Source organism: Kitasatospora sp. NPDC001119 (assembly GCF_053598475.1).
Genome location: NZ_JBSFKI010000067.1, coordinates 21,339 through 33,234 on the forward strand (window position 1 = coordinate 21,339; position 11,896 = coordinate 33,234).

Annotated in this window: 11 protein-coding genes; all 11 read left to right on the forward strand. The window is 72.7% G+C overall.

Features of this window, described 5'->3' with window-relative positions; all coding sequences use genetic code 11:
- The first annotated feature begins 605 nt into the window (after nucleotides 1-605).
- The 11 genes from ACWDD9_RS41945 to ACWDD9_RS41995 all read left to right on the forward strand — a co-directional run bounded on the left by ACWDD9_RS41945 (nucleotide 606) and on the right by ACWDD9_RS41995 (nucleotide 11,676).
- Nucleotides 606-1,691, forward strand: a complete 1,086-nt coding sequence (locus ACWDD9_RS41945; RefSeq protein WP_449814553.1) for an S-(hydroxymethyl)mycothiol dehydrogenase — start codon at nucleotides 606-608, stop codon at nucleotides 1,689-1,691.
- Entirely contained in the window at nucleotides 1,688-2,317 is a 630-nt protein-coding gene (locus tag ACWDD9_RS41950; RefSeq protein ID WP_117492917.1) for an MBL fold metallo-hydrolase, read from the forward strand. Before ACWDD9_RS41945 ends, ACWDD9_RS41950 begins: the two co-directional genes overlap by 4 nt.
- A 62-nt stretch (nucleotides 2,318-2,379) precedes the next feature.
- Nucleotides 2,380-2,781, forward strand: coding sequence for a pyridoxamine 5'-phosphate oxidase family protein (locus ACWDD9_RS41955; RefSeq protein ID WP_380780923.1), 402 nt, complete (start codon nucleotides 2,380-2,382; stop codon nucleotides 2,779-2,781).
- A gap of 797 nt (nucleotides 2,782-3,578) precedes the next feature.
- Nucleotides 3,579-4,610, forward strand: a complete 1,032-nt coding sequence (locus ACWDD9_RS41960) for a TauD/TfdA family dioxygenase (protein ID WP_049652216.1) — start codon at nucleotides 3,579-3,581, stop codon at nucleotides 4,608-4,610.
- Nucleotides 4,607-6,415 (forward strand): non-ribosomal peptide synthetase, encoded by a 1,809-nt coding sequence (locus ACWDD9_RS41965; protein WP_449814554.1) that lies wholly within the window; start codon nucleotides 4,607-4,609, stop codon nucleotides 6,413-6,415. Before ACWDD9_RS41960 ends, ACWDD9_RS41965 begins: the two co-directional genes overlap by 4 nt.
- On the forward strand, nucleotides 6,412-7,182 hold the full coding sequence (locus ACWDD9_RS41970) for a thioesterase II family protein (protein ID WP_387829674.1): 771 nt from the start codon (nucleotides 6,412-6,414) through the stop codon (nucleotides 7,180-7,182). Before ACWDD9_RS41965 ends, ACWDD9_RS41970 begins: the two co-directional genes overlap by 4 nt.
- A complete protein-coding gene (locus tag ACWDD9_RS41975) occupies nucleotides 7,179-7,679 on the forward strand; it encodes a cobalamin B12-binding domain-containing protein (RefSeq protein WP_074005722.1) in 501 nt (166 codons plus the stop codon). Before ACWDD9_RS41970 ends, ACWDD9_RS41975 begins: the two co-directional genes overlap by 4 nt.
- Nucleotides 7,676-8,971: a methylaspartate mutase gene (locus ACWDD9_RS41980; RefSeq protein WP_049652212.1), complete on the forward strand. Its 1,296-nt coding sequence runs from the start codon at nucleotides 7,676-7,678 to the stop codon at nucleotides 8,969-8,971. The genes ACWDD9_RS41975 and ACWDD9_RS41980 overlap by 4 nt, the downstream gene beginning before the upstream one ends.
- Nucleotides 8,972-9,033: 62 nt before the next feature.
- A complete protein-coding gene (locus ACWDD9_RS41985; protein WP_074005720.1) occupies nucleotides 9,034-10,035 on the forward strand; it encodes an asparagine synthetase A in 1,002 nt (333 codons plus the stop codon).
- Complete coding sequence (locus ACWDD9_RS41990) at nucleotides 10,032-11,360, forward strand: glutamate synthase-related protein (protein ID WP_449814555.1); 1,329 nt, start codon at nucleotides 10,032-10,034, stop codon at nucleotides 11,358-11,360. Before ACWDD9_RS41985 ends, ACWDD9_RS41990 begins: the two co-directional genes overlap by 4 nt.
- Before the next feature lie 115 nt (nucleotides 11,361-11,475).
- Nucleotides 11,476-11,676 carry an MbtH family protein gene (locus ACWDD9_RS41995; RefSeq protein WP_449814556.1) on the forward strand — a complete coding sequence of 67 codons (201 nt, stop codon included), beginning with the start codon at nucleotides 11,476-11,478 and terminating at the stop codon, nucleotides 11,674-11,676.
- The last annotated feature ends 220 nt before the right edge of the window (nucleotides 11,677-11,896 follow it).

The following is an 11,896-nucleotide window of genomic DNA, read 5'->3' on the forward strand; positions in this document are numbered from 1 at the left end:
GGGGTGAATCCGGGGATGGTGCGGGGGACGGGTGATGCGGCCGGCTGGCGGCTCGACACGGGCCGGGGTTCGGTCGGGCTCCTACGGGGGAATTGCGGGGGTCTGGCGCGAAATGTGCGGGGGCGCACGGTCGGTGCGCATCCGGCGCGGCCGGCGCAGGGTCACGCGCCGACGGGTGGGGCGGGTGTGCTGAGCGTGGTCGCTTGGACCGTCTCAGCTACGACCGTACGTGGCTGGCGGGGCGCCCGTCTGCGGCACTTCCAGCCAACGCCGGTGCTTTCCGGGCACTTCGAGGCGCACGGACGGGCGCTCAGTGCCACCTGTGCGCCCCCACCGCCACGGCCGCGCCGGACTGTCGCCGGGCCCCCGGCGGATACCCGGCCGGCACGTGCCACCGGAGAGGTCGTGAGCCGCTTCCACGCCGGCGGACAGGCCGTCGGCGGGTGGGGCGGGTCCCTAGCACACCGTGCCGCGGAGGATCGCCCCGGGCGCTCCGCCGGTGGTCGGCCGGGTGGGCGATACGCTTCGTGGGCAGTTCGTCTTGCAGTCGTTTGTCGCAGGTCAGACCGGTGCAGAGCCGCACCGGCAGACGGAGGTGGAATCGGATGCCCCAGCAGGTCAAGGCAGTCATCGCGCGCGCCAAGGGCGCGCCCGTGGAGGTGGCCACGATCGTGGTGCCGGACCCTGGCCCGGGTGAGGCGGTGGTCCGGATCCAGGCGTGCGGCGTCTGCCACACCGACCTCCACTACCGGGAGGGCGGCATCAACGACGAGTTCCCGTTCCTGCTCGGCCACGAGGCCGCGGGCATCGTGGAGTCGGTCGGCGAGGGCGTCACCGAGGTCGAGCCCGGTGACTTCGTGGTCCTCAACTGGCGCGCGGTGTGCGGCCAGTGTCGCGCGTGCAAGCGGGGCCGCCCGCAGTACTGCTTCAACACCCACAACGCCAAGCAGCGGATGACGCTGCTGGACGGCACCGAGCTGTCCCCGGCGCTGGGCATCGGCGCGTTCGCCGAGAAGACCCTGGTCGCGGCCGGCCAGTGCACCAAGGTGGACCCGGCGGCCGAGCCGGCCGTCGCGGGCCTGCTGGGCTGCGGCGTGATGGCGGGCCTCGGCGCCGCGATCAACACCGGCAACGTCGGCCGGGGCGACTCGGTCGCGGTCATCGGCTGCGGCGGCGTCGGCGGCGCGGCCGTGATGGGCTCCCGGCTGGCGGGCGCGGCGAAGATCATCGCCGTCGACATCGACGACCGCAAGCTGGAGACCGCCCGCAAGCTGGGCGCCACCCACACCGTCAACTCCCGCGCCACCGACGCGGTCGAGGCGATCCGCGAGCTGACCGGCGGCAACGGCGCGGACGTGGTGGTCGAGGCGGTCGGCCGTCCGGAGACGTACAAGCAGGCCTTCTACGCCCGCGACCTGGCCGGCACCGTCGTCCTGGTCGGCGTGCCGACCCCCGAGATGACGCTGGAGCTGCCGCTGCTCGACGTCTTCGGCCGCGGCGGCGCGCTGAAGTCCTCCTGGTACGGCGACTGCCTGCCCTCGCGGGACTTCCCGATGCTCGTCGACCTCTACCTCCAGGGCCGCCTGGACCTCGGCGCCTTCGTCACCGAGACCATCGGGCTGGACGCCGTGGAGCAGGCCTTCGAGCGCATGCACCAGGGCGACGTCCTCCGTTCGGTGGTGATCCTGTGACCGCGCGGATCGACCGGCTGGTGACCGCCGGGACCTTCGAACTCGACGGCGGCAGCTGGGAGGTGGAGAACAACGTCTGGATCGTCGGGAACGACGAGGAGGCGGTGGTGATCGACGCCGCGCACGACGCCGAGGCCATCGAGGCCGCGCTCGGCGGGCGCCGGCTGCTGGCGATCGTCTCCACCCACGCGCACAACGACCACATCGACGCGGCCCCGGCCCTCGCCGACCGCACCGGTGCGCCGATCCTGCTGCACCCGGACGACCTGCCGCTGTGGAAGCTCACCCACCCCGAGCGGCTGCCGGACGGCGAACTGGCCGACGGCCAGCGGATCGAGGTGGCGGGCACCGAGCTGACGGTGCTGCACACCCCGGGTCACGCGCCGGGCGCGGTCTGCCTGTACGCGCCCGCGCTGGGCACCGTCTTCACCGGCGACACCCTGTTCCAGGGCGGCCCCGGTGCCACCGGCCGGTCGTTCTCGCACTTCCCGACGATCGTCGACTCGATCCGCGAGCGGCTGCTGACGCTCCCGGCCGAGACCGTGGTGCGCACCGGCCACGGCGACCCGACCACCATCGGCGCCGAGGCCCCGGCCCTGCCGGAGTGGATCGCGCGCGGGCACTGACACCGCTGCCCGTACGGCCCCCGGGGAACGACCGTTCCCCGGGGGGCCGTACGATCGCGGGCATGGCCCACGACCCGCGCGACCTCGACGAATCCTTCCTCGCCTTCTGGCGGGAACGGCACATCTCCACGCTGACCACCACCCGCCCGGACGGCACGCCGCACGTGGTGCCGGTCGGTGTGACGTACCAGCCGGAGACGGGGACCGCCCGGGTGATCACCAGCCGCACCAGCCGCAAGGCCCGCAACGTCGCCGTGGCCGGGCCGGAGGGCCTGCGCGTCGCGGTCTGCCAGGTGGCCGGGGCCCGCTGGTCGACCCTGGAGGGCGTGGCGGTCGTGCGCGAGGAGCCCGAGCAGGTCGCCGAGGCGGAGCGCCGGTACGCCGAGCGCTACCGCGAGCCGCGGGTCAACCCGGACCGGGTGGTCATCGAGATCGCCGTCGACCGCGTCCTCGGGCGGGCCTGAGCGCGCCGGCCGGGAGGGACGGGCCCGGGCCGGCCGCTGCTCCGGAGGACGGGCCCGAGCGTGCCCGCTCCGGAGGGCGGCCCGGGCGCCGCTGTTCCGGAAGCGGAACTCCGGCTTCTGGTACCGGTGTTGCCGCCGTTGCCGGACGGGCGACGGCGGCGTCCCGTCGTCCTCAGCACGGGAATTGCCCCATACGGTAAGGGAATCGTCACTGTCGGTGACGTGAATGCGACATTAAAGATTCCGAACTTGCCTCTGCTACTTCTTCCACGGCGGCGCATTGGTGTGATCTGATTGGCGGTGCACGGTCAATGCGAGGCGATGGGGGAGTACTGCACCCGCCTCGGCAGCTCGGGGGAACGACACCGGGTGCGCGATTCCGCCGCACCTGAATGTGAGCACTCGGGAGGGGGGAATGGATCGGTGTGCGGGTGTGCCGGACGGCAGCCCGACGTTCTCCGGTCGGAGCTACGGTACCGGTAGTCCGCACGTGCGGCCAGGGGTGGCCTGACGGTCCCGGGTAGCGGCTCGTCGACGCCTTTTCGGGCGTTGCGGAGCCGGCCTCTTGGGCTGCCCATTCACTGCCGCCGGTGGCGGAAACAGCGACACCCCGCCGAACCGTCCTGATGTCGGCCCTTGAACCGGGCCGCGCGAATTCCCTGGCGACCCGGCACGACGACCCCCGCGGGTCGATGACCGTGTTCTCGGGTCAGAGGTTCTGATCACGATTCAACTTGCCCCGGGGCGACCGCGGAACCACGCCGTGGCGCTCCGTCATGAGGAAGGTGCATCGAGTCATGTCTTCTGCAAGCACCGCGCCACAAGAACTGGAATGGACCCTCGAGGAGGGCAAGCCGGCGACCCTGGTCGTCCCTCGATTCGAAGGCGCCGAAGCGGCCTGCGCGTGGCTGAACGCGCTCCTGCCCGACCTCCGTACCGCGCTTCAAAGGTACGGCGCGCTGTACCTGCGCGGCCTCCCGGTCGCCTCCGTCGAGGACTTCGCGCTCGTCCGGGACGTCCTCATCCCGCAGCGGACGCCCTACCGGGAGAAGGCGACGCCGCGCAGCAGCTTCGGCAACGACGTCTACTCGTCCACCGACCTGCCGCCGGCCCAGTCGATCCGGATGCACAACGAGAACAGCTACACCCTGACTTTCCCCGGGCTCCTGATGTTCGCCTGCCTCATCGCCCCCGAGGAAGGCGGGGCGACGCCGGTGGCGGATTGCCGGGAGGTCCTGCGGCACCTGCCCGCCCCCCTGGTCGAGCGCATTCGCTCCCACGGCTGGACCCTGCACCGGAGCTACTCCGAACACATCTCCGTGAGCTGGGAAAAGGCATTCGCGACCGAGCGCCGCGAGGACGTCGAGCAGTACTGCGCGGAGAACCTGATCTCCTGCCGCTGGGACGGCGAGGGAAATCTGAAAACGGTGCAGCGGCGGCCTGGTATCGTCCGGCACCCGGCCACCGATGAGGAGGTCTGGTTCAACCACATGGCCTTCTGGAATTCCTGGTCATTGGACGAGGAACTCCGCGAGACGCTCCTGGACGAATTCGGCGCGGACGGCCTGCCGTTCGAAACCGGCGTGGCCGACGGGAAGCCCCTGACCCGGGACGAGCTCGAGCTCATCAACACCGCCTACGCCGAGGCCACGGTGCGTCAGGCCTGGCAGCCGGGCGACGTCATGCTCGTCGACAACGTGCTCACGGCGCACGGCCGCGACCCGTTCCGGGGCGACCGGAAGATCGTCGTCGCGATGGGCAACCCCGTCGAGCTCGACGACTGCCGGCCCACCGTGGCGGCCTCGGCGGAGACCGGCGGTGCCGCGTGAGCATCACCGAGGAGCCCCTGGCCCCGGCGGCCCGGACCGCACCCGTCGACCCGATGGTCCGCTTCCGGCGGGCGGTCGAATCGACCCCGGACCGGATGGCCGTACGCGGGACCGACCGCACCCTGACCTTCGCCGAACTCGACCAGGACGTACGGCAGTTGGCCGGAAAGCTGGCCGAGCGCGGGCTCGGCCGCGGCGCCCGGGTGGGCGTCAGCATGCACCGCGGCGCGGACCTCGTCGTCGCCCTGCTCGCCGTGTGGCGGATCGGCGGCGCCTACGTGCCGCTGGACCCGGCCTACCCGCAGGAGCGCCTCACCCACATGGTGACGAGCGCCGGCCTGCGGACCGTCCTGGCGGAGCCCGGCAACGGTCCCGCCTGGCCCGCCGGAGTCGACGTCCTCACCCTCGCGGACGCCCTCGCCGCGCCGGCCGCGGACGCGCCGGCGGCACAGGCCGCCCCGGCCGACCCGGCGTACGTGATCTTCACCTCCGGCTCGACCGGGACGCCCAAGGGCGTCGAGGCCACCCGGGGCGGCGTGGCCGCGCTCGCCGCGGACCTCGAGGACGCCGGCTTCTACGCCGACCGGCCGCGCGTGGTGGCCTGGAACGCGAGCATCTCCTTCGACGCCTCCGTCCAGCAGTGGGCCCGGATCTGCCGGGGCGACAGCATCGTGGTGATCGGCGAGAACGAGCGCACCGACCCGGCCGTGCTGCGCGCCCTGCTCGACGAGCACGCCGTCGACGACCTGGACCTGACGCCCTCGCACTGGGAGGTGCTGCGCGAGGCCCTCCTCGCCCCCACCGCCGACGGCCGCGTGCTGCGGCTGTTCATGGGCGGCGAGCCGGTGCCGGCCGAGGTCTGGCGGGAGCTGGGCGAGGCCCGCGCCGCCGGGACGGTCGAGGCGATCAACCTGTACGGCCCCACCGAGTGCACGGTGGACGCCACCGCGGGCTGGATCACCGGCGAGGGCCCGCACATCGGCCTCCCGCTGCCCGGGTTCACCGCCCACGTGCTCGACGAGCACCTGCGCGCCGCGCCCGTCGGCGAGCCGGGCGAGCTCTACCTGGCCGGGCCCTCCGTGACCACCGGCTACGTCGGCCGGCCCGCGCTGACCGCGCAGCGGTTCGTCGCCGATCCGACCGGCACCGGCCGCCGGATGTACCGCACCGGCGACCGGGTGCGGCTGCGCCCGGACGGCGCCATCGACTACCTCGGCCGGGTCGACCGGCAGATCAAGATCCGCGGCTACCGGGTGGAACTGGGCGAGATCGAGGCCGCGCTCGCCGCGCACCCGGGGGTCAGGACCGCCGCCGTCGTCCTGCACGGCACCGCGACCGCCGGCGACCAGCTGGTCGGGTACGTCGTCCCGGAGGGCGGGAGTGCCCCGCACGCCCGGGAGCTCCAGGAGCACCTGGGCGGCCTGCTGCCGTCGTTCATGGTCCCGTCGGCCTTCGTCACGCTGGAGGCCATGCCGCTGAGCGTGAACGGCAAGGTGGACCACCGGGCCCTGCCCGCCGTGGACGAGGCCCTGTGGGCCGATGGCGGACAGGAGGCCGGGGACGAGCCGCAGGGCGAGTTCGAGACCCTGATCGCCGGCGTGTGGTCCGAGGTGCTCGGCCGGCCGCGGATCAGCCCCACGGACAACTTCTTCTCGCTGGGCGGCCACTCGCTCATCGCACTGCGCGTCATCGGCCGGCTGAAGAAGCAGTTCGGCATCACCGTGTCCACGAAGGAGGTCTACCAGCACCCCGAACTGCGCGGGCTGGCGGCCTTCGTGGAGTCCCGTCGGACGGAGGGCAAGTGAACACCGCACAGGACACCACCGTCATCAGCATCCGGCGCCCGGAGGGAGCCGCGCTGACGCTGATCTGCCTGGGCTTCTGCGGCGGCGGGACGGCCTCCTACCACCTGTGGGGCGACGCCGTCCCGGCCGACATCGCCCTGTCGGCGATCTGCTACCCGGGCCGGGAGGGCAGGTTCCTGGAGGACTTCGCCACCGACTGGGAGGAGCTGGCCCAGGACGCCACCGCGGCCGTGCTCTCCGCCGTCGACGGCCCGTACGTGCTCTTCGGGCACAGCATGGGCGGCTGGATGGCCTTCGACGTCGCCGCGCGGATCGAGAGCGGCGGCGGGCCGCTGCCGCTGAACCTGGTCGTCTCCTCGGCCAACGCGCCCGCCCGCGGGCTGACGCCCCGCGACATGTTCCCGTCCCAGCAGGACGACGACGACGGCCTGCTGCTCTGGATGAAGACCCACGGGCTGATGCCGGCGCACGTCCTGGAGGACCCCGAACTCCAGGAGATGGCCGTCGAGTTGATGCGCGCCGACATCCGGGTCCGGGACACCTTCCGGTACACCGAGGGCGCCACCGTCAGCATGCCCGTGCAGATGCTCTCGGGCGCCGACGACGACGTCATCGAGGCCAACGCGGGCGAGCAGTGGCGCGCGCTGGCCCTGGGCGAGTACCGCCACGACGTCCTTCCCGGCGGGCACTTCTACACCCCGGAGGTCTGGAAGACGCTGCCCTCCAGGATCGCCGCCCTCGACCCGAGCGAGAGGAGCCGGCGGTGAGCACCGACGCCACCCTCGACGTGATCGTCAGCGGCACCGAGTCGGACTCCCACACCTGGAACCTCGTCTTCCTCCAGCTCCAACTGGAGGACTGGGGACACCGGGTGCGCAACCTCGGCCCGTGCCTGCCGGGCGCGGAACTGGCGGCGGAGTGCCGGCGCGAGGCCCCCGACCTCATCGTGCTCAGCAGCGTCAACGGCCACGGCGAGAGCGACGGACTGTCCGCCGTCGCGGAGCTGCGCGCCGTCCCGGAGCTCGCCGACACGCCGATCGTCATCGGCGGGAAGCTCGGCACCGGCCGGCAGTTGCAGGCCGGGGCGGGCGGCGGGGGCGGCGAGTCCATGACGCGCCGGCTGCTGGACGCCGGGTTCTCCGCGGTCTTCCACGAGTCGGCCGGACTGCCGGAGTTCGAGCGGTACGTCTCCGCCCTCGGCGCCGTGAAGGCGGGGCGGACCGGCCGCGTCCTGGAGGAGCTCCGCGCCGCCCCCACGCCATGAACGACGCGCCGGTCAACGCGTTCGCCGACTTCGTCCGACGGTCGCACGCCCGGGGCAACCTGGTGGTGCAGCCGCGGATGGGCTTCGGCGACCCGCTGGCCATGCGGGAGGGGCTGGTCGCCGTCAAGGCGGCCAACGCCACCACGGTCGGCACGATCACCCTCGACAGCTACACCCGGCTCGGCAAGCTCGCCGACGCCCGGCGGGCCGTCGACGGCGGCGGCGACCTCAACGGGTACCCGATCAGGACCCACCCCCCGGCGACCAACCGGGGGGTGCTGGAGGGCGTGCGCGAGCGCGACTTCCCGGTCCAGGTGCGGCACGGCTCGGCCAGCCCCTACGGCATCATCGCCGCCTCGCTGGAAGCGGGGCTCGACACCACCGAAGGCGGCCCGGTCTCCTACTGCCTGCCGTACGGCCGCCTGCCGCTGCGCGAGGCGGTGCGGAACTGGGAACGGTCCTGCGAGCTGATGGTCCGGGCCCGCGACGGCGAGGTCGAACCGCACGTCGAGACCTTCGGCGGCTGCATGCTCGGCCAGCTCTGCCCGCCCAGCCTGCTGGTGGCGATCAGCGTCCTGGAAGGCGTGTTCTTCCGCCAGCACGGACTGCGCAGCATCTCGCTGAGCTACGCGCAGCAGACCAACGCCGAGCAGGACCGGGAGGCGGTGCTGGCCCTGCGCCGGCTCGCCGACGCGCTGCTGCCGGACGTCGACCGCCACATCGTGATCTACAACTACATGGGGGTCTACCCCGGCACCCGCTCCGGTGCCCTGCTGCTGCTCGAGCAGGCCGCCGAGCTGGCGGTCCGCACCGGGGCGGAGCGGCTCATCGTCAAGACGGCGGCCGAGGCGCACCGCATCCCCACCGTCCGGGAGAACGTCGAGGCCCTGGAGATCGCGGCGCTGGCCGCACAGAACGCGGGCGGATCGGCGCCGGCCGACACCGGGGCGGGCAGCGAGGTCCTGGACGAGGCGACCGCGCTCGTGGACACCGTCCTCGGCCTGAACACGGACGTGGGCGCCGCCCTGGTGGAGGCGTTCGCCCGGGGACTGCTGGACGTCCCGTACTGCCTGCACCCGGACAACGCCGGGCGGGCCAGGAGCTACATCGAGTCCGACGGGCGGCTGCGCTGGTCGCACACCGGCGCCCTGCCCGTCCGGCCGTCCGGGCGATCCGCCGGCGACCGCTCGATGAGCGCCTCGGACCTGCTCCGGGCCCTGTCCCACGTGGCGCGGTCGTTCGACGAGCGCGCCGCCACCACGCTGGACCGGCTCCCCGGGATCCCCGGCTGAACCCCCTGCCACAACCGCAGAACCAGAGACCGCAGGACCAGAGAACCGAAGGAAGAGACCCCTTGACCAGCGAGTTCGAGTCTGCACGGCCCGGTGCACTGCCGGACCACCTCAAGAACCCCGTGACCCGGTCCGTGCTGCGGATCCAGAACCAGATCGTCCAGGCGGGCCGCGAACTACTCCTCGGCGAGGGGTTCGTGGAGCTGCTGCCGCCGATCATCGGACCGGTGACGGACCCGGGCGGCCGGGGCGCCAAGCAGGTGGACGTCGACTTCTACGGCCACCGCTACAAGCTGATGACCAGCGCGATCCTCTACAAGCAGGCGTCGCTGCTCGCCTTCGACAAGGTGTTCTACGTCGCGCCGAACGTCCGGCTCGAACCCCTGGAGACCGCGAACATCGGCCGCCACCTGGCGGAGTTCCACCAGTTCGACGTGGAGATCGCCGGCGCCACCCAGCAGGACGCGATGGGGGTGGCGCAGTCCATCGTGACCGCGGCGGTCGAGCGCGTGGTGCGGACGCTGGGCGACGACCTGGACGCCCTCGGCCGCGATGCGGACGCCTTCACCCCGCTGCTCACCCGCGACACCCCCTTCGAGCGGATCAGCCACGGCGAGGCGATGGCCGAGCTGGCACGGCTGGGCCACGAGCAGAACCACGACGCCGAGATCGACTGGCAGGGCGAGGGCCTGCTCTCGCACAAGTCCGACGCGCCGTTCTTCATCGTCGACTACCCCAAGGGCTCACGCGGCTTCTACGACCGCGAGGACCCGCAGCGCCCGGAGGTCCTGCGCAACTTCGACCTCATCGCCCCCGAGGGCTTCGGCGAACTGATCAGCGGCAGCGAGCGGGAGTTCGACTACGCGCGGATCATCGCCCGGATGCGGGAGAGCGGCGAGAACCCGGCCAAGTACGAGTGGTACCTGAAGATGGTCCGCGAGGGCATCCCGGGCAGCGCCGGCTTCGGGATCGGCATCGAGCGGCTCACCCGCTACGTCGCCGGGCTGGACGCGGTCTGGCAGGCCACCCCGTTCCCGAAGGTCCCCGGGGTGGTCTCGCCGTGAGTGGGGTGCTGAGCGCCCCGGGGTTCCCGGAGGCCGCGATCCGGTCCCGGGCCAGGGAGGGCGCCGCCCGCGCGTTCCCCTCGACGGACGGCTACGGCCTGACGCTGTTCGGCGCCGGCGGCACGGGCGGCGAGCCGCGGACGGCGGCGCCCCGCGGCGGGGACGCGCTGGACGCGATGCGCCTGGTCCCGCCGGTCTTCGTGCCCCAGCGGCTGGAGAAGCTCACCGACCTGGCCCGCGAACCGCTCTACGGCGACGTCGAACTCGCCACCGACATCGGCGGGTTCCGCTCGTCGCTGCCGGTGTACGTGTCGGCCTTCGGCTCCACCCAGGTCGCCTCCTCCGGACTGGGCCTGGCGGCCAGCCGCCAGGCCGGACGCCTGGGCATCCCGCTGGTCATCGGCGAGAACGTGGTGCCGACCAACGGCTTCGCCGGCGCCTCCGGCAGCGGTTCCGCCGACGCCTCCGCCGACACCGGCGACAGCATGCTCGCCCGGCTGCGCGCCTACGAGCAGGAACTCCCGGACGACATGGGCGGGTTGGCGTTCCAGCAGAGCACCGAGGACGCGGACGCCGAGGTGTGGAACCAGATCTACAGCGCCCCGGCCGCGAAGGCGCTGCTGGAGTCCGGCCGCCTGGCCTTCGAACTCAAGGTGGGGCAGGGCGCCAAGCCCGGGCTCGGCGGGATGACGGTGCTGAAGCGCTCGGTGGCGGCGCAGCTGGCGGATCGGTACAGCACCGACGAGAGCGTCTTCGCCGACGGGCAGGGCGAGGACGACCGGGTACTGCGGTCCAGCAGCCCGGGCACGTTCACGGCGGAGATCCTGCGCCAGCAGATCCGGTTCATGCGCAACAACTATCCGCGCGCGCGGATCTGGGTGAAGCTCCCGCCCGGGCGCGACATCCACGAGGCGGCGGTCGTGGCCTGGGCGAGCGGCGCGGACTCGGTGACCATGGACGGCGCCGAGGGCGGCAGCGGTTGGGCGCCCAGCAGCTTCCTCGACCAGGTGGGCCTGCCGCTGGGCGAGTGCCTGCGCCGGCTGGGGCCGCCGTCCAGGTCGAACTGCCTGCTGGCCTCGGGCCGGATGTGGGAGGGCGCCCGGGCCGCGAAGGCCCTGGCGCTCGGCGCCCGCGCCGTCGGGCTGGGCCGGGCGGCCCTGCTCGCGGCGGACGAGGACCCGCAGGACGGCATCGCCCGGCTGGTCGCCTGCCTCGCCTTCGAACTGCGGCTGCTGATCAGCGCGTTGGGCAAGTACACGCCTGCCGCCCTGGACCCGGAGGACGTCTGGCTCCCGGAAACGGCCGGGCCGTACCTCCACCCGTAGGACACGGGGCGCCGCCCCTTCGCTTGCGTGAACGTCCGATCCGTCCGATCCGTCCATCCCGCACGTCCTGTGCATCCCGTGCATCCCGTGCATCCCGTACAGAAGGAGAACCGCTGTGACGAACCCGTTCGAGGACGCCGAGGGCCGCTACCTGGTCCTGGTCAACGACCAGAACCAGCACTCCCTGTGGCCGAACGTGCTCGCGGTCCCGGCCGGCTGGACCACGGCCTTCGGCGAGAACGACCGCAAGGCCTGCCTCGAGTACATCGAGCAGCACTGGACCGACCTGGCGCCGCGCCCGACGACGGTCGGCTGACCCGCGGTCCCGGACCCCTTTTCCTCCATTCCGTTCGCACACCCGCGTGCGGCCCCGGCCAGGTGACGAGGCACCTGGCCGGGGCGGCCGGTCACGCGCATCGATCACCGCCGGATAGGCACCAGAGGGAGATTCCCAATGATGTTGTCAAGCCAGGGCGGTGACGCCTCGTGACTGCCTTACTGCGCTGGGGCGGCGTTCTTGGGCGCAACTGCATCGA

Excerpts from the sequence above, each read along its gene's own strand:
- ACWDD9_RS41945 (WP_449814553.1), top strand. The coding sequence starts at position 606 with ATGCCCCAGCAGGTCAAGGCAGTCATCGCGCGCGCCAAGGGCGCGCCC.
- ACWDD9_RS41955 (WP_380780923.1), top strand. The coding sequence starts at position 2,380 with ATGGCCCACGACCCGCGCGACCTCGACGAATCCTTCCTCGCCTTCTGG.
- ACWDD9_RS41960 (WP_049652216.1), top strand. The coding sequence starts at position 3,579 with ATGTCTTCTGCAAGCACCGCGCCACAAGAACTGGAATGGACCCTCGAG.
- ACWDD9_RS41980 (WP_049652212.1), top strand. The coding sequence starts at position 7,676 with ATGAACGACGCGCCGGTCAACGCGTTCGCCGACTTCGTCCGACGGTCG.